The organism is Paenibacillus sp. YIM B09110 (assembly GCF_037167145.1).
Classification (GTDB): domain Bacteria; phylum Bacillota; class Bacilli; order Paenibacillales; family Paenibacillaceae; genus Pristimantibacillus.
Window position 1 is genome coordinate 301500 of sequence record NZ_JBANSP010000005.1, and the last position, 16777, is coordinate 318276.

General features: G+C 36.5%; 23 protein-coding genes. All 23 read right to left on the reverse strand.

The genetic code is table 11. From position 1 onward, the window contains the following. Positions 1–27: 27 nt before the first annotated feature. On the reverse strand, positions 28–477 hold the full coding sequence (locus tag V8F51_RS10215) for a GNAT family N-acetyltransferase (RefSeq protein ID WP_337100095.1): 450 nt from the start codon (positions 475–477) through the stop codon (positions 28–30). Between the two features lie 45 nt (positions 478–522). Next, on the reverse strand, positions 523–1089 hold the full coding sequence (locus V8F51_RS10220; protein WP_337100096.1) for a histidine phosphatase family protein: 567 nt from the start codon (positions 1087–1089) through the stop codon (positions 523–525). Next, entirely contained in the window at positions 1086–1712 is a 627-nt protein-coding gene (locus V8F51_RS10225; RefSeq protein WP_337100098.1) for a DUF3885 domain-containing protein, read from the reverse strand. Before V8F51_RS10225 ends, V8F51_RS10220 begins: the two co-directional genes overlap by 4 nt. A gap of 227 nt (positions 1713–1939) precedes the next feature. Beyond that, the gene (locus V8F51_RS10230) at positions 1940–2485 is read right to left on the reverse strand and encodes a GNAT family N-acetyltransferase (RefSeq protein ID WP_337100099.1); all 546 of its coding nucleotides are present in this window, start codon (positions 2483–2485) and stop codon (positions 1940–1942) included. Between the two features lie 159 nt (positions 2486–2644). Next, entirely contained in the window at positions 2645–3097 is a 453-nt protein-coding gene (locus V8F51_RS10235; protein WP_337100100.1) for an SRPBCC family protein, read from the reverse strand. Between the two features lie 113 nt (positions 3098–3210). Further along, complete coding sequence (locus tag V8F51_RS10240; RefSeq protein WP_337100101.1) at positions 3211–3855, reverse strand: hypothetical protein; 645 nt, start codon at positions 3853–3855, stop codon at positions 3211–3213. Between the two features lie 162 nt (positions 3856–4017). Beyond that, a complete protein-coding gene (locus tag V8F51_RS10245) occupies positions 4018–4515 on the reverse strand; it encodes a hypothetical protein (RefSeq protein WP_337100102.1) in 498 nt (165 codons plus the stop codon). 236 nt (positions 4516–4751) lie between these two features. Next, the gene (locus V8F51_RS10250; RefSeq protein ID WP_337100103.1) at positions 4752–5084 is read right to left on the reverse strand and encodes a DUF3024 domain-containing protein; all 333 of its coding nucleotides are present in this window, start codon (positions 5082–5084) and stop codon (positions 4752–4754) included. Positions 5085–5686: 602 nt separating this feature from the next. Beyond that, complete coding sequence (locus V8F51_RS10255) at positions 5687–6160, reverse strand: DUF6882 domain-containing protein (protein WP_337100104.1); 474 nt, start codon at positions 6158–6160, stop codon at positions 5687–5689. A 169-nt stretch (positions 6161–6329) separates the two neighbouring features. After that, the gene (locus V8F51_RS10260) at positions 6330–7097 is read right to left on the reverse strand and encodes a nucleotidyltransferase domain-containing protein (protein WP_337100105.1); all 768 of its coding nucleotides are present in this window, start codon (positions 7095–7097) and stop codon (positions 6330–6332) included. Between the two features lie 259 nt (positions 7098–7356). Further along, positions 7357–7773 (reverse strand): DUF7674 family protein, encoded by a 417-nt coding sequence (locus tag V8F51_RS10265; RefSeq protein WP_337100106.1) that lies wholly within the window; start codon positions 7771–7773, stop codon positions 7357–7359. Positions 7774–8023: 250 nt separating this feature from the next. Beyond that, positions 8024–8281 carry a hypothetical protein gene (locus tag V8F51_RS10270; protein ID WP_337100107.1) on the reverse strand — a complete coding sequence of 86 codons (258 nt, stop codon included), beginning with the start codon at positions 8279–8281 and terminating at the stop codon, positions 8024–8026. 10 nt (positions 8282–8291) lie between these two features. Continuing rightward, positions 8292–8573: a hypothetical protein gene (locus tag V8F51_RS10275; RefSeq protein WP_337100108.1), complete on the reverse strand. Its 282-nt coding sequence runs from the start codon at positions 8571–8573 to the stop codon at positions 8292–8294. A 213-nt stretch (positions 8574–8786) separates the two neighbouring features. Next, complete coding sequence (locus tag V8F51_RS10280) at positions 8787–9308, reverse strand: hypothetical protein (RefSeq protein WP_337100109.1); 522 nt, start codon at positions 9306–9308, stop codon at positions 8787–8789. Between the two features lie 330 nt (positions 9309–9638). Then, entirely contained in the window at positions 9639–10334 is a 696-nt protein-coding gene (locus V8F51_RS10285) for a hypothetical protein (protein WP_337100110.1), read from the reverse strand. A gap of 297 nt (positions 10335–10631) precedes the next feature. Beyond that, on the reverse strand, positions 10632–11204 hold the full coding sequence (locus tag V8F51_RS10290; protein ID WP_337100111.1) for a hypothetical protein: 573 nt from the start codon (positions 11202–11204) through the stop codon (positions 10632–10634). 161 nt (positions 11205–11365) lie between these two features. Beyond that, positions 11366–11896: a hypothetical protein gene (locus V8F51_RS10295; RefSeq protein ID WP_337100113.1), complete on the reverse strand. Its 531-nt coding sequence runs from the start codon at positions 11894–11896 to the stop codon at positions 11366–11368. Between the two features lie 242 nt (positions 11897–12138). After that, the gene (locus tag V8F51_RS10300) at positions 12139–12555 is read right to left on the reverse strand and encodes a hypothetical protein (RefSeq protein WP_337100115.1); all 417 of its coding nucleotides are present in this window, start codon (positions 12553–12555) and stop codon (positions 12139–12141) included. A 217-nt stretch (positions 12556–12772) separates the two neighbouring features. Continuing rightward, positions 12773–13222, reverse strand: a complete 450-nt coding sequence (locus tag V8F51_RS10305) for a hypothetical protein (RefSeq protein WP_337100116.1) — start codon at positions 13220–13222, stop codon at positions 12773–12775. A gap of 818 nt (positions 13223–14040) precedes the next feature. Then, positions 14041–14847, reverse strand: a complete 807-nt coding sequence (locus tag V8F51_RS10310; protein ID WP_337100117.1) for a DUF5984 family protein — start codon at positions 14845–14847, stop codon at positions 14041–14043. Positions 14848–15066: 219 nt separating this feature from the next. Next, on the reverse strand, positions 15067–15396 hold the full coding sequence (locus tag V8F51_RS10315; RefSeq protein WP_337100118.1) for a hypothetical protein: 330 nt from the start codon (positions 15394–15396) through the stop codon (positions 15067–15069). 256 nt (positions 15397–15652) lie between these two features. Further along, positions 15653–16090 carry a hypothetical protein gene (locus V8F51_RS10320; RefSeq protein WP_337100119.1) on the reverse strand — a complete coding sequence of 146 codons (438 nt, stop codon included), beginning with the start codon at positions 16088–16090 and terminating at the stop codon, positions 15653–15655. Positions 16091–16512: 422 nt separating this feature from the next. After that, positions 16513–16722 (reverse strand): hypothetical protein, encoded by a 210-nt coding sequence (locus V8F51_RS10325; RefSeq protein ID WP_337100120.1) that lies wholly within the window; start codon positions 16720–16722, stop codon positions 16513–16515. Positions 16723–16777: the final 55 nt, after the last annotated feature.

The window sequence follows — 16777 nt, forward strand, 5'->3', positions numbered from 1 at the left end:
CTGAAGGAGCCTCTTCTCAAGTTACTCTCACACTTCTTTATACAAATAAATCATTGTGAGGTTCTCATTAACTTCTTTTTCTTTATATTTCTGGTACCCTAGTCTTTTATATAGTTCTAAGTTTTTTATACTTTTATGCCCTGTAAACAGTTCCATTCTCTTCACTTGACTATAAGACTCTTCAATTTCCTTCATTAGTTTCTTCCCGATCCCTTGGTTTTGAAACTCAGGTTTCACTATTAGTTTGCCTATTATGCAAACTCCATCATGTGTAATCGCCCTTACAGACCCTACAATTTCATCATTATTAGTGACCTTCAATATTGTTCCTTCGTTATACTCTTCCACTAATTCACTTAAACTTTGCTTTAATGGCGGAATAATCTCTTGATAAATCTCCGCCTCACTCTGATAGGCTTCATATTGAAGCTTAAGAATATTAGGTAAATCAGATATTTCCGCTTTTGAAACAATCAAAGTGAACACTCCTTTGTTTAGGGTTTAGCCAATCTCACATTATCTCTATTCATTCCACAGACTTATTACTTCTTTTAATTCTAAATTTTCAAAACGTAATTTATAAATATCTGGTTTCTTTAATTGATTTAAAAAATCCAAACCATAACTTGAATCAAAATAATTCATCATCAAAGTCATTACAAGTCCATGTGTTCCAATAGCTACTTTTTTCCCAGAGTGTTCTATTAATATGTCTTTTATCACTGATATCGCTCTATTCTGGCAATCAGAATTAGACTCCCCACCCGGTAAAGAATAATCAAAATCGTTAAATTTCTCTCTAATAACTGACATTAACTCAGCATTTTCAATAATTTCTCCAGCAAAATACCTTTCTCTGAGATCTTCAAATGTTTTGATTTCTATTCCTAAGTATTGTGCCAATCCCTCAACACTCAGGATTGCTCGGTTATACGGGCTAGATATAATAACATCTATTCCTTCTTCTTTAAGAATTTCTGTAACTTTTTCAACATCGCCCTTGCCCTTAGTGGTGAGTCCTCTTGTTCTTTCGGTTCCTTCAGTGTATGGTGATTCAGCATGCCTAACCATATAGATGATGGTCTTCATATATCCTCCTTGAAAATGCCCTCAAAGTATTCTCTCCAGTAATCCACAATCCAATCGTTATACTTCACATATAGCGGCTTTAATTGTTCCGTTGAAGTAGCGTGAGCAATGCAGCCTCTATCATCGTACATATGAAATAAAATGCTCTTCTCTTTGCTTAAAATGTAAACTCTCTGTCCAATGGATGGTTCTCTTCCCTGCTCATAATGAGAAATTCCTTCAAAAATTTTTTTATATGGAATTGAAGAAACCAAACCCTCAAAGACTTTGAAGCTATATTCAATTTTAACTTCTATGCTATTTCCCTCTTCATCCTCATCTTCATCAATATCAAATAATACTCCTTCTTCCCCTATCTTTCCTTGGAGTAATTCATAGAGATATTCGGGTGTTGTATTGCCAAACATGGGGTCCTCATAAGATCCCCAGTCTTTGATTATTAGATATATTAAGTCTGTGGGTTTGAAAAGCTCTTCGAATATTGTATTTAATCTTTTGTTTACTTGAATAATTCTACGCTTTGATCCGTTTCGATAAGGTTCACCTAACTCAAATCGAATGTTGATATCGTTCCAATATTCAGGAAACTTATCATTTAAGTAATCTTGTATTTGCTTTAGCATCTGATCTCCTCATTTTGTCTTATTCAAGTGATCTTTCGTCTAACGTTGGTGTGTTCACGACGTCCCACCGACTTAAGGCCACACAGTGGCCGGGAACGATACGCTTAGTCAGTGCGGATGTGTCTGACTGCTTACGCTTCCTCGAAATCCATCTGCCAGACCGTAGGGAGTCCCCACGATGCGTGAACACAGTGTTAGACGAAGTGATTTTCATCATTGATTCACTTTCAAAATTCACTCTTATTCTTCTGAAGTTTAGAAAAGATTACAGCATCAACAAATCTCTTTTTCTTATAAAAGAATTCCTCTAATACTCCCTCTTCCCTAAATCCTGATTTCTCTAATATTCTTCTTGAACTAGCATTCTCCCGGTGTATTAATGCCTCTATCCGATTTAATTCAAGCACTTCAAATCCATATTTCATTACTGATTCAATTACTTCTGTCATATAACCTTGACCCCAATATCTTGGAGATAACTCATATCCTATTTCAGCTTTATAATGTTTCTTTGCCCATTTATGATAACCACAAGTCCCAATGATTCTATCTTCTGATTTAAGTGCTATTCCCCATCTAATGGAGAATAAATCATTAAACTTCTCATTCCAATTTTCTATTAATTCTTCTGCTTGTTTCACTTCTGTAAATCTGTCTAAATCATAGTACTCAGTAACCTCTTCCCTAGAAAAATATTCGAATAAATCAGTTGCATCCGTGAGGCGTAACTGTCGAAGTGTAAGTCTTTCGGTATCAAGTTTTGGAAAAATCATTTAGGTTTACCTCGCTTTAAGGACATTTCGTCTAACGTTGTTGTATTCACGACATCCACTTCTAACTTAGTGCCGGAACGAGAGCCAATGCCGGATTCGTGAATATGGTGTTAGTCGAAGTCATTGCCCTCTTGAATTAGCTTTCAATCAGCTCTCTTCTTACACTTCTGCCAGTGCTTTTAATTGATGATTTCTATGGTCTAAGAAGCGCTTCATATATTGTTTCAGTACGATTCTTTCTGCAGTCCATCCAAAGATCCCCAAAGGGGCTTCAAATGTTAGTTTGTCCCTCATTAATGTTTTACCGTTTTGTTCTTCAAATTTATGTTCATGTCTTAGACTCTTGAATGCTCCCTTTACCATTTCGTCTACAAAATAATAGGGTTCTTTGTATTCTGTGATCTTGGACGTTAGCTTCTGTTTAATTAGAAAATGTCTAGCTTGAAATGTTACATAATCTCCTATACCTATCAAGCCTGATGTCGTTCCCTCGACCGCTCTTTCATTTGTATGTTTCCATACAGTTTGTGTATGTATATCGATGTTTCTCGCCAAGTCAAAACAATACTGTATTGGCGCATCAATGAGGACTTCTGTAGTAACAATAACCAAACGACGACACCTCGTTAAGTAACTTATGGTTTATATCTTTATTTCAATCCGTCCTAAGGGCGTTAGCCGGCAGCGTGAATATGGTGTTATACGAAGCCCAAGGCACCTCTGAGTTACTCAAGAGCATCTATTATTTCAATAAGTTCAATAAATCGTCTTAACTCCGTTTCATTATAGGAATTTCGATCAAACAAATTTGTGTTCCCTATCTTCGATACTGCATCATATTCTCCTATCAATGAATCTAATAGAATAAAATACATATTAATAAATTGGTCTCTGTTTGATTCAAGATCTTCGATATATATATCCAAATCAATATAGTGACCATTATCAATAAATCGAAAATGTACATCTTGATAGGACAATGAAATATCACCCATCTTAATTTCAATTTCATCAGAATTCATCCGAGGTCTAAATGCAATTATTATCCAATTAAGAAATTCAGGTGCAGCATCACACAAATTAATAACATGTTGGAATGAATCAGCTATTCCATCAGCTGAAATTACTAGCTCTCTCTTCTTTTCTTCCTGAGTATGGCTAATTTCAAATGTCAAATTATTATCTATCCCTTTAAGCCTTGAACTTAACTCATCCATAAAGCCTTCTTTGTTTGACTCAAAATTCATATTTATATTTGACTCTTGTTTTACAAACCACTTCCAAAAAGACTCATATTGATTACTTTTCTTGAGTAATTTTAAAATCATTGTTTTGCCTCTCTTCTTGGGTTTCGTATAACGTTCTTGCATTCACGACGTCCCACCACCTTAAGCCCGAAGGGCAGCAGCGATGCGGTTAGGTGGTGCGAATGTGTCCTGCTGATTCCGCTTCCCCGCTACTGAATTACCACTTCGATTCCACTTCTAACTTCTGCCGGACCGAGGGCGAATGCCCGATGCGTGAATATGTTGTTATCTGTAGTCCTCGACTTCTTGAGTTGCCAAATATCGCTTTGCCTCTTTAATTATCATTTGCCTTACAACTGATTCGTCCTGTTTTAATGCTTTGTTGTCATATACGATCCAATCCACATTATCATCTAGTTCTAGCCAAACTGAGAGATCTTCTGGATATTCTAGATCAACTGATATTTTAAAAATCTCTTTGGTTACTTCAAATACATCCCTTTTGCTATTTACAATTTCAGTACATAGGAGAGTAATATATGACCTAGCTGATTCCATAAATGTGGGTTTGTGAAGCTCTACTTCTGAAAATGATTTATTGAAGTAATCTTCAAATGAAAAAATGTTATCTGAGGAATTCATCGATGAAAGCATTAATAAAGATTTAGATTCTATTCCACTTCTAAGCATTGAATATGACCAATTCAAGTAATCTTCTGGACTTATAACGCTTTTATAAATTCTATAGAACAGTACATTCGTATCAAATTGAACTATACTCATTAATTATTACCTCGCTCTTCGAGGATTTTAGATATCGTTCTTGTATTCACGACGTCCCACCACCTTAAGCCCGAAGGACGGCCTCAATGCGGTTAGGTGGTGCGGATGTGTCCGGCTGATCCCGCTTCCCCGCTACTGAAATGCCTCCCTGAATCCTCTTCTAACTCCTGCCGGACCGAGGGCCGAATGGCCCGAAGCGTGAATATGGTGTTATTTGAAGTCATTGCCATCACTGATTAGACCCAAAAAATATCGTTATTATCTACTTCCATTAGTTGTTTTTCAAATTGTTTATCTGGTTTTATGTCATCGACAAAATGCCATTTATTCTTACTATCTCGCCAATATACCTTCCAGAATGTATCATCTAATCTTAATTGAGCTATTGGATACTCAAAACGTCTTCCCATATACCCTGGTCTTTCTTGACTTAATGTAACTGTATTTCCTCTAAATTTATAATGAATTTTAACTTCATTTTTGAGATCTTCAGGTATTTTTTGGTCTATATAGTTTTCAAGTATTTTTTCTATTCTCTTTCTTGTAAAAGCATCTAGCACTTCTATCACTCCGTCTTATTAATGTCGTTGCTATGATTTCACATAACGTTTTTGTATTCACGACGCCCGGCGAATGCCGGGTGTGTCCGGTTGAACCAGCCTCCTGGCCAGTATCATCTGTCACGACCCAGGGCGAAGCCCGATGCGTGAATATGGTGTTATAAGATGTCGGCGCATTCTTTGAGTTTACTTGCTAAATTAATCCTTTTTAAGTCCTGTTTGTTCTATAGTTATTCATTGTTAAACTATAAGAATCTAATAGATTAACTTTAATGTCAGTTTTGTTCCTGATTTATAATGTCAAAATCAAACACCCTTTTTTAGTGTTCTATAGCTTAATGTCCCCGAAATAAATGACACTGTTATCGATGATACTAGTGAACTTATCCATTGAGCTTGATCATAGAAAATTGACATAATTCCGTATACTATTATTAATGTTACTATCGCAATACTAATTGAAATTAAGCTTTGTTTTTTTCTAGTCAAGATCGTCACTCCGTTCTATTTACTTATATGATTAATTTTCGCTTCTTCGATATATTTGATACTAAGGCATCAATATTGCAGATTAGAGATTATATGAGGTTTTATATTATTGCGCCAATTTCTTATACCGTTGTTGTATTCACGACGTCCCACAGACTTAAGGCGACGAATGTCGCCGGGCGCGATGCGCTTAGTATGTGCGGATGTGTCCGGCTGATCCAGCTTCCTCGAAACTGAAATGCCTCTCTGAATTCTCTTCTAACTACTGCCGGACCGAGGGCGTATGCCCGATGCGTGAATATAAGGTCTTTAAGTTCTTTCAATATATTAGATTCATTTCGAATTTGATCTGACATACTTTCGTTGGCCCATGCCCACATCCAGTTATCATTCTTATGAGACCATGTTCCAATATAATTAATCTTGAATATAACTTCAGTAATATCATTTTCAATAAAATCTAGCGTTCTTTCATCACCGTTAAGCCAATAACGTTCATATCTTCCCAAATCGTACTGATCCATCAAATTTACTTGTTTCTTTTCAAGCTCTTCATAACATGAATCAACAAATTCATCAAATTGATCGTCAGTCATCTTTGACCGCCTCATTCATTAGTAATTAAAGTAATCTAGAAGGATTTCGTAAAACGTTCAGGGTTCATGACGTCCGACGAAGTCGGATGTGTCCGGCTGATTCCACTTCCTGGTTTCTCAGCTCCGGTCCGGACCAAGCGGCGGATGCCGCGCAGCATTGAACTCGTTGTTAGCCGAAGGAAGTTCTGGAAGCAGCCATTGCATTTAAGGCGTTCTCAAAATAGCTATATACTTCATCTGCAATTTCCAGAAACTCTTCAACAAGTACATTACTATCCAAGTAACAAGCATACAGATAATCAACTAAAGCGGTGTCAATCTTACAATAGTTTAATATGGCATTCTTCATCTTAATAATGTCATCTTGCCATACACCTGTATCTTCTAAAACCAAAGAGTATAATGCACGAATTAATCTCTTAGAGTAACCTTTAATATATCTAGTTTTCATTGTGCTATCACTAACATTAGAAAGTAAACTATGTATACGATCTACTTCCTCCTTGGTCTCTGTATTTAAGTCTATAATGAAATCTGGAGAAATAATTATAGGTGGTACTTTTTCACCAACGTCATGACCATATATGCAAACACAAATTATCTTAACCCAAAAACCCCACTCATTTGGTTTACTTAATACATCGTCAATCGAGCAAATTATCGTATCAATCTTAGTTACTACTGGATATTCTTCCAAAATTCTGTCTTTAATATTTGACAATCTTTCGTAATCAATATCTTTGGGATTTACACATACAATAGTAAAGTCTGCATCTGACTTAAAAGGTTTAGCAGTTCCTTTTGGAATCGAGCCACACATATAAATGCTATGAATCTTACCTTTAAATTCGGTAAGTATATTATCTTTATACTTTTCAACAAAATCCTTATATTCACTTTGTATTACAATTCTATTTATAACTTTTTCTAATATCATATAGACTCCTCCTAAACATGTAAGAACTTCTTTCGGCTAACGTTGTTGAATTCTCGACGTCCCGCCACATTAAGCCACGAAGTGGCGGCCGCGATGCGTTTAGGTGGTGCGGATGTGTCCGGCTGAGTTTACTCTATTGCTACTGAAGTCACCTCTCCGAATCCACTTCTAACTCCTGTCCGAATCGAGGGCGAATGCCCTATGCGTGAATATGGTGTTAGATGAAGTAACCGACTCACTGAATAATCTAAAGATGTTCTTAGTTATCCCTATCAGGCCCTCCTAAGTATTTGGTCTTTCCATTCCAGAGATCGATTAAATTGTTCCACCAAATTCGTGATTCAGATCTTAAATAAATTTCAAATTCATTAAGCTCAATATTCTCTTGTAGTAATTTATTCTGAAGATCTTCTAAAAATCCAACGGTTGCCCATTCCTTAACATAATCGTCTCCATATAGATGTAATTCTTCTATACAGTCAAACAACTTATCAAATTCTTCGAGATTTTTCTTCTGATATCTTTCGACTAAATGATGTATAAAATCAAATATTTCTACATAAAGAAGCCTTTCTTCTCCAAGCTTATAATTCTCCTTAAGATAATTTGAATATCTATTTTTATAAGATGGACAAGAGTTTAAAATCATATCCATTACTTGTTCTTTCTGAATCATCTTTGAGAACACCTTTCATGAATGAGTCTTTTTTTCTGCACTCGGTGATTTCAACTAACGTTCTTGTGTTCACGACGTCCCACCGACTTAAGGCGAATAATGTCGCCGGGCGCGATACGCTTAGTCGGTGCGGATGTGTCCGGCTAATGCTCCCCTCGAAGATACTTAGCCGGACCGAGGAGGCTCGTCCCCCGATGCGTGAACACGGTGTTAGATGATGTCATTGCCTTCTTTGACTTTCCCGCATAATTCAGTATTGAGGTTTATAAATTCTATCTGTATCAATGTCTATTACTATGTCTGCTTTTGTTTCATTCGTACTTTCTATTTCAGTCATATTGTATGTAGTGCAAAATGCTCTTGGTAGTTCATTTAACAATTCAATTTTTCTCTTTATCTCTATGTACATCTCACTTATTCGCATCATGGAATAATCTTGAGAAGTATATATTAATGCTTGATGGAAATAACCATCAATTTCAATTATCAAAAATACATCCCCACTCATGTTTTTGGATTTATTCTAATTTGATTTTATTCCATTCTTCTCCTGTATTATTTCTCCATGCAATCCACCCTTCTGGTAGATCATGTAACTCCATTAATCCAGGATCTATAGCTACAATTTCTTGGAGAGATACTACTCTTCCATCTTCTACATTAAGTTCACTACCATCGTGGAACTGCCACATTCCATCGTCTTCATCGTGTGAAACATGCAGAATTGGAAATCCCATGTTAACGATCTTTGTTGTTGTAATTACTGCAACATTGGGTGGATCTTTAAATAACCAATTCACAAATATGCTCCTTAAAAGGGTTTGGTTTTGAGAGGTCTTATGTTATTTGCAATGATTTCATCTAACGTTTCTGCATTCACGAACCCTCACCGGCTTAAGCGCCTAAGCGCGGGTCGTCAGACTTAGCCGGTGCAGGGTTGTCCGCTGATTTTGCTACTTTAGAAAATACTTCTGCGGACCGAGGGGCGAATGCCCCGATGTATGAATGCGTTGTTAGATGATGGGCCTGCCTTCTCTGAGATACGATGGAATAAAGATGTTGAGCAGTTTGTTTAGTTGATAATAGTATCCTTTCTTTATGAATACGACCAATACACTTTGATCTATATCTGAGAAAAAGAATCTGTATTCACTCCCATTCTCTGCTAGCAACTTAGAGAAATATTCGAGAATACTTAGATCTACCCAGTCGTTGATAACATTGAGTTCGTATTCATAATTAACATCATTCAATAGAAATGAGATTCTAGCTTTTTTATTTTCTATATCTACATAATCTCGAATATTAGAAATAACAACTTCTTCTTTTATTATTTCAGCTATTCTTTCAACTATGCTTACGTAATCACCATGATCCTCAATACACTCTCTATCGAAATACCAAACGTTATTGCTTGGATACATAAAATTATTACTATTTTCAACTTCTGAACCCATTGAAATTAATAATTGTATGTAGGGATTTTTCTTGTACTCCGATTTACTCAGATCAATATATCCTTGTTTTATAAGCATAATCCTATCTCTTTAAGCTTACTGTATTGTTCATCTCCTGAAATTGATTTTTTCCACTTGAACCACTTAAACATTCTTTCACCCCTCTTTCAAGGATTACAGGACTTTCATCTAACGTTGGTGTGTTCACGACGTCCCACCGACTTAAGGTCACGAAGTGACCGGGCGCGATGCGCTTAGTCGGTGCGGGATGTTTCTGGCTGCCATTACTTCCCCGAAATCCAACTACCAGACCGAGGGGGCTTGTCCCCCGATGCGTGAACACGGTGTTATGCGATGCCTCGGACTTCTCTGAATCGACTAAAAGTTATTCAAATAAACAAGAACTACTTATTTAATACGTGATACTATATCTACTGTTTTCTCAACTTCTATCTCGCCTTGCTCATCAATACAACATTTTAAAACTATATTTCCATCCTCATTCCAACGTAAAGGAATTACATCAGTATCAATATTCACTTCCCCGTCCATATCGTAGGAATTATACAATTCTTTAAGTGGTAATTTTGTAGGATGAGAGAAGTCAAAAAAGTATGTACTTGAAGGGCACGCCCAAAAACATCCATCAACTGCCAAAATATTATTCTGTGCACAGTATAAAACACTCGTCCAAATAAAAGTTTCTTTATGTTCCTTGAAACTTTCGGCTGGGATGAAATGAAATGTACTTAAATCAGACAAATCTAAAACACTATAGCCATATAGACCAGTAGAAAAGAACAGATAATGCTTACCATCGAAATGCTCAATCATTGAAAAGAAATCGACATGGTAGTCAATATTCCTCAACTCTGTTACTTTATTTCCCTTTAGGTCCAACACATCAGTTTTTGAAGCTCTTACGTTGTATTCCAATACTTGATGGCTATCATCAGAGTAATAACATGTTTTAAGTATATGCTTCCCGTCTGGTAATTGAATTTCATCGGTATCTTCAGACATAAACTTATTATTAAAAATATAATCAAGCTTTTTCAAATGTTCCTGATATTCATCTGAATATGCAACATTAATTTGTGACATAACTCTCAACTCCAAACTAATCATGTGGATTTATGTCTTTTATAGCTCTTCTATAATTATGTATTGTGCACCGTGCCTTCATGTTTTCCGAGGTTTCGCATAACGTTGTTGTATTCACGACGTCCTCCCCCCTTAGATAGCTTTTATCTTAGGGGGAAGGATGTGTCTGGCTGAATCCACTTCCCCGTAACTGAAATGCCTCTCCGAATGCACTTCTAACTTCTGCCGGACCGAGGGCCGAATGGCCCGACGCGTGTATATGGTGTTATCGGATGTCGGAGACTTCATTGATAAAACTCACACATTCCTATAATCAGTAAATAAATCAATATAATACCCCTTAGAATCCCAAGAATCGCCTAAGTCATTATAAATATCTATTATATGCTCTTTAGGTTCTCCACACTTTCTTAATAGCCAATCTTTCATATACTCTATATCTTTATTCTCATCTTCCCACATAAAATCCATGATTGCGGATTCAATTGCCCCGCTATCTGGAACGTATATTACATAATCAGATTCCATCTTATTCATTAATTCATACGATACGTTTCTTAATTGTTTTTGGAAATCAAAGTCTAAATCATTTAGTAAAAATGTAAGCCATCTTGTATAGTGCGAAACCATACAAACCTTCTCAGAAAAAGTAAAACCAAGACCACATGGACCATCTAGTTCATAGGTTCCATTAAAATCATCAAACCGTAATTTCCACTCTTTATTTATATCCTCAGGATTATATGGTAGTAGTTCTTCAATAAAAGTCTCAATAAATTTATGATTTTTACAATTCAGTTCATTACAATAATTTAATAAGTCTTGTTGATTCAAAGAATGACTTAGATATGCATGAAAATTCATTCCCATGAACTATTCCTCCTGCTTTCACTCCGATTTCCGATAACGTTGTTGCATTCTCGACGCCCGACGGAGTCGGATGTGTCCTGCTGATTCCACTTCCAGGCTTCACCACTTCGGTCCGGACCGAGGGCGACAGCCCGATGCGTGAATGCGGTGTTAGATGAAGTCTAGGCCTTCTTGAATTTGCGTTCAAATTCCTTCAACTGATCTTCTTCCCGAATTTTTATTAATTCATCTTCTAATGTTTCTTCTGTTATTCCTAAATTCCCCATAGTCTCATTAGAGTAGAATACAAGCTGAGAGTCCAACTCTCTTACTCGTTTAACAAATCTTTGGAGGTCATTGATCATTTCATCTCTACCGGTTCGTGTAAAAGTGAGAGTAATCTTCTCTTTAAAGAAGTCATGAACTAAAAAATTTCTTTGTATTAATACTTCTTTTAATTCATTGATTTCATCTTCATGAAGCTGGAACAACTGTTTTATTTCATTTATTAATTGCCCCATTGTATTCGAAAACTTTCTTTCATAAAGAGTTTCAAAGTCACTTTCTGTAGGGAGAAGTCCCTGAGAACGCTTTAGTAAAACAATCATATTAACTAACTGATGTTCTAAAACTTGAGAATAATATACCGCTAAACCGAAATGCGCGTAGCTTTCTTTACTATGCTCACTTTCGTCATATTCTTCTAGATTCAACCTCAATCACCTACCTGCATAAATTTCAGCTAACGTTCTTGTATTCATGACGTCCCACCACCTTAAAGGAGCGCAGCGACTGGCCGCGATGCGGTTAGGTGGTGCGGATGTGTCCGGCTGATTCCGCTTCCGAGATCACTGTGCGGCGTCTCTGAATCTCTTCTAACTCCTGCCGGACAGAGAGCGAATGCCCGATGCGTGAATATAGTGTTAGATGAAGTCACTCTCTTCTTCGATTACCCTCACATATTACTTTCTACTTTATATACAGTGATATATTCAATTGGCGCATTATTCTCACCCCATTCTTCTTCCATATCACAATCAAACAATTCAAAACAAATACCTGGATATTTTTCTAATTTATATACATATTCCTCGTAATAATAAGTGCCAATCTGATTTTTAATATCGCTTAAAGTGTCCCCAATTCCAATTTGATCTAAAAACTTCCCTGAATAATCACCAAAAACCAATATCTGATTAACTTTCTTCGTCTCATTATGTATCCAAAATTTATAATTCTGATATGTTATTACAGATACATTACTTCTATATTCTTCCGACCAATTGCCATTATCAATTAATTGAAGTAGTTCTTCTTTAGTAGCATCTAGGATAAACTGGTCGATCCCGATGTCTGGTTCAATTTTTTTCATCTTTACCTCGCTTTAAGAGTGATTTCATCTAACGTTGTTGTGTTCACGACGTACTACCGACTTAAGGCGACGAATGTCGCTGGGCGCGATGCGCTTAGTCGGTGCGGATGTGTCCAGCAGCTTACACTTCCCCGAAATTTCTCTTCTGGACCGAGGGCGAATGCTCGATGCGTGAACATGGTGTTATAGGATGTCGGGGACTTCATTGAATTTACTTTCACATCCTATTGTCAAATTTCCATTCCTCATTTTCTAATACTAATGAATAAGTAGATTCATCTTTTTGATCATTTTCCCATGTTCTTGTTACTTCAATTAATATCTCATCATTACCACTTACTTCAATGTTATTTATATCTACCGATTTTAACCTTAGAGAATCTTTATTTAATTCATAATAGATTTCAACCATCTCATCCATTGTTGCTTCTCCCGTATAGTCTCCCGTACACCATGAATAGGCTCTATTTACAAACGTTTCTGTCGAATAATCTTTCCATCCCCTAATATCATCAAAGTTTTGAAAATAGTTATTAACAGTGTCTTTAAAATTTTCATTAGGTACTTTCTGCACGTTATAATTGACTTCTATTATTTCTTTTGTTCCACATCCTGTACTACATATGATGATAAGAATTAATATTATAAAAGCTTTGCTAAGTTTCATATTGTCTCCATTCCCCGATTTCCTATAACGTTTTTGTATTCACGACGCTCGACGAAGTCGAGTGTGTCCGGCTGCTACTACTTCCCTACTGCTGAAATGCCTCTCCGATTCCACATCTAACTTCGTGCCGGACCGATGGCGAATGCCCGATGTGTGAATATGGTGTTAGACGATGCCTGTGACTTCTCGACATCTCATTCAAAATATCTCTTTCTTCTCGTTTCTTAGTGTTTCTCGAACAACTGCCCTATATTAAATAAGAATACTGCTACAATAATTTGAAGTAATGGTAATACAGGAAAATAAATTTTTTTTCTTTTTTTTGAGAAGTAAAATATTAAACATAATATGTAGGTTATTGGGTATGAGGTTGTAATGGCGATAAAAATAATAATCCATACTATAGACCATAGACTCTGATCACTATAGTCCCCTGCAATTTGCATTAGATTAGCTATCATTACAAAAGGGTAAGCTATCAAAGGAATTCCACCTAAAACAAATAAGAAGATATTCATTGCTTTCTTCATATTAAACCTTCATTTCTAAATGATAGTTTTCTTGATAGTTTTCTTTTTATTCTTTGTATTTTACTATCATTTGTTTTTATTACATTTTCACAGGTTTCGTCTAACGTTTGGGATTCACGAATCCTCACTGCCTTAAGCGACCAAAGGGAGCGGCCGCGATGCGGTTAGGCAGTGAGGATTGTCCGGCTGATTCGGCTTCCTGGCTTCATTACTTCTGCCGGACCAAGGAGCGTCAGCGACGCAGCGTGAATGTGGTGTTATAAGAAGTTGCAGCCAGCCCTGAATAACCTACAGGTTGTAATTGGACCCTAATACTCTCTTCATCCTATTCAGGATATTTTTCCAATCCGGTTCTTCTGCATATAGCATCTTTTTGCTTTCAATTGAACTGACAAGATCGTCAAATTGATTCTGATTAATTAATATCTGTTCTCTATTAATCTCTACATTTTCAGTTTCTTTCTCGAATATTCGTGATATCTGCTTATGCATCCCAATACCAAAAGATTTAAAGCTTGTTATTAACCCCTCTATAAATTCATAGTAATTACAACTATATTCCCCTCTTGCTTCTTGCCAGAAGGACACGCCATTTTCAGTCTTATAATTTGCTATCCAATATATATGAATTCGATCATTGTTTCTTATAAAATACAGTTCAGGACCACCTACTAAATATCCGAAATCCAGCTTTCTAACATACAGCCATTCTCGTGCTTCATCGTATATCTCTTCATTTAGTTCTTCGCTTTCGTCCCAAGAAATTTCTAACCAATCCTTTAGTGACTGTTGAAATAGCTCTAATTTATCTACCGAATTGATAAATTCAAATATCTCATCCGGTACTGGGCTTTCAACATGTCTAAGGATCTCACTAATATCCCAAAAAAATCTTGCGAATTGGTAATCTATATAAAGAGGTTTATTAGCTTGATTAAATTCAATATTGATTTCTTTAGTATATTTAGGGAATTCAGTATCCCCAAATTTAAACCAATAGTATGAATCAGTAAGTGCAAACCAATGTAGCATTAACTTACCTTCACTACCCCATGGGGAAATATCTTTGATCTCTTTCAATTTAAAATGAATCAAAATATCACGTCCCAGACGTTTTAGTTTTGTTATTGTTGCAATTTCTTATAACGTTTGTACATTCACGAACCCCACCGGCTTAGATAGCTCTTATCTTAGCCGGTGCGGGTTGTCGCCTGATTCCTCTTCCTCGTAATTACTCCTGGCGACCGAGGGCGGAAGCCCGATGCGTGAATGCGATGTTATGTGAAGTCTTCGACTTCATGAATTACTGTCAAATCATTCATTTGAATTTCGATATTCTTTATATATTTCATATAACTTTTGGTAGGTATTATCGACTTTTCTATTGAATTTCTCTTTATATTCTTCTTTTATTTCTCCTCCCATTCCATACCATTCATAACAATCAATTAGTAGCTGTCTAACTTTATCCATCTCATTATTAACTAATAAGATCAACACACGCTCAGTCAAAGTATCATGTTCATCGATAGGAGCCCCTGAAGCTATTAAACCAACTGGGTCATATTCGTTAATTATGGTTCTCACATTGTTAAAATAACTAGAATAACGTTTCTTTAGTCTTTCCCTTTCAGTCTTCTCCATGAATTGCTCCAATCAATAGATTTGTTTTTTATATCTCTTTCGATGATTTCACATAACGTTGTTGTATTCACGACGTCCCACCACCTTAAGCCCGAAGGGCGGCCGCGATGCGGTTAGGTGGTGCGGATGTGTCCGGCTGATTCCTCTTCCCTGCAGCTGAAATGCCTCACCGTACCCACTTCTAACTTCGTGCCGGACCGAGGGCGTATGCCCGATGCGTGAATATGATGTTATACGACGTGTCTGACATCTATGATTACACTTTCACAATACATATTCCTTCATTCTTGAAATCTTCAATTCTATCTATATCAATCCAAAGATTCTCTTCTTCTCTTATTCTATGAAATCTAACAATACTATCCTCTCCATCAAAACTTAGAATAATCAAAAAATTGTAATTAGGAAAATCAAACTTTAGCTTCACAGCCCACATATTCATAATCTTCTGAGCAAAGCTAAATCCTTCTTTAGGGTGCTTCATAAAATATCTGGACACATCCATCATATGTACATGACTCTCTGCAGCCTCAAATCCTGAACGGTCTCCAAACTGCTCTAAAACAAACTCAATGTTTACTGTTCTTGGTGATTCTTGATCGTCTTGAATTAATATGCAATCTTCTACTTCAATAAATGTTGGCCAAACGATATTGATTAGTACAGTACTTTCATTGAACTTTGATTTGGTCATAGGTTTAAGATATTCATCCAATTTGTGATTACTTCTTCGCATGTGCCTCCTCAATAGATTCTACAGACATGTTGTATAACGTTATTGTATTCACGACGTCCCACCGACTTAAGGCTCCGCCAGGAGCCGGCCGCGATGCGGTTAGTCGGTGCGGATGTGGCCGGCTGATTATACTTCCTCGTATACTGAAATGCCTCTCCGAATCACTTCGAGCATCTGCCGGACCGAGGGGCGACGAAGTCGACCCGATGTGTAAATATGGTGTTAAGCGATGGCACCGACTTCTTCGATTCACTAAACAAATCATTGTAATTAAAAGTCGATAATCTTACCATATGGGCTTTGACCTTGTTGTTTATGTTCTGTACATATAAGTCTCTGTATAATTGTTAGTCCTGATCAGACAGCGGCCAGCATAATTCTTATTTTTTGGAATTCAAATTATTAGGTGTAACCAATTTCAAAGAAAAAATATGTCCACAGTCTTTACATGCATTAGCCTGTATGACGGAATAATTCTTAGTGAATGGCAATTTTTTTTGTGAGGTTTTAGTTGTAAATACTACGCCAGAAAAGCCAGTCGAAAGCTTACCTTCGATAACATTACCTGAACCACAATTCTCACATTTCATTTTTTATTCTCCTCATTTTTTTATACTGACTCTTTTAGAACAATGATCGGTTAAT

Excerpts from the sequence above, each read along its gene's own strand:
- V8F51_RS10220 (WP_337100096.1), bottom strand. The coding sequence starts at position 1,089 with ATGAAGACCATCATCTATATGGTTAGGCATGCTGAATCACCATACACT.
- V8F51_RS10225 (WP_337100098.1), bottom strand. The coding sequence starts at position 1,712 with ATGCTAAAGCAAATACAAGATTACTTAAATGATAAGTTTCCTGAATAT.
- V8F51_RS10230 (WP_337100099.1), bottom strand. The coding sequence starts at position 2,485 with ATGATTTTTCCAAAACTTGATACCGAAAGACTTACACTTCGACAGTTA.
- V8F51_RS10240 (WP_337100101.1), bottom strand. The coding sequence starts at position 3,855 with ATGCAAGAACGTTATACGAAACCCAAGAAGAGAGGCAAAACAATGATT.
- V8F51_RS10245 (WP_337100102.1), bottom strand. The coding sequence starts at position 4,515 with ATGAGTATAGTTCAATTTGATACGAATGTACTGTTCTATAGAATTTAT.
- V8F51_RS10255 (WP_337100104.1), bottom strand. The coding sequence starts at position 6,160 with ATGACTGACGATCAATTTGATGAATTTGTTGATTCATGTTATGAAGAG.
- V8F51_RS10260 (WP_337100105.1), bottom strand. The coding sequence starts at position 7,097 with ATGATATTAGAAAAAGTTATAAATAGAATTGTAATACAAAGTGAATAT.
- V8F51_RS10265 (WP_337100106.1), bottom strand. The coding sequence starts at position 7,773 with ATGATTCAGAAAGAACAAGTAATGGATATGATTTTAAACTCTTGTCCA.
- V8F51_RS10270 (WP_337100107.1), bottom strand. The coding sequence starts at position 8,281 with ATGAGTGGGGATGTATTTTTGATAATTGAAATTGATGGTTATTTCCAT.
- V8F51_RS10280 (WP_337100109.1), bottom strand. The coding sequence starts at position 9,308 with ATGCTTATAAAACAAGGATATATTGATCTGAGTAAATCGGAGTACAAG.
- V8F51_RS10285 (WP_337100110.1), bottom strand. The coding sequence starts at position 10,334 with ATGTCACAAATTAATGTTGCATATTCAGATGAATATCAGGAACATTTG.
- V8F51_RS10290 (WP_337100111.1), bottom strand. The coding sequence starts at position 11,204 with ATGGGAATGAATTTTCATGCATATCTAAGTCATTCTTTGAATCAACAA.
- V8F51_RS10300 (WP_337100115.1), bottom strand. The coding sequence starts at position 12,555 with ATGAAAAAAATTGAACCAGACATCGGGATCGACCAGTTTATCCTAGAT.
- V8F51_RS10305 (WP_337100116.1), bottom strand. The coding sequence starts at position 13,222 with ATGAAACTTAGCAAAGCTTTTATAATATTAATTCTTATCATCATATGT.
- V8F51_RS10315 (WP_337100118.1), bottom strand. The coding sequence starts at position 15,396 with ATGGAGAAGACTGAAAGGGAAAGACTAAAGAAACGTTATTCTAGTTAT.
- V8F51_RS10320 (WP_337100119.1), bottom strand. The coding sequence starts at position 16,090 with ATGACCAAATCAAAGTTCAATGAAAGTACTGTACTAATCAATATCGTT.
- V8F51_RS10325 (WP_337100120.1), bottom strand. The coding sequence starts at position 16,722 with ATGAAATGTGAGAATTGTGGTTCAGGTAATGTTATCGAAGGTAAGCTT.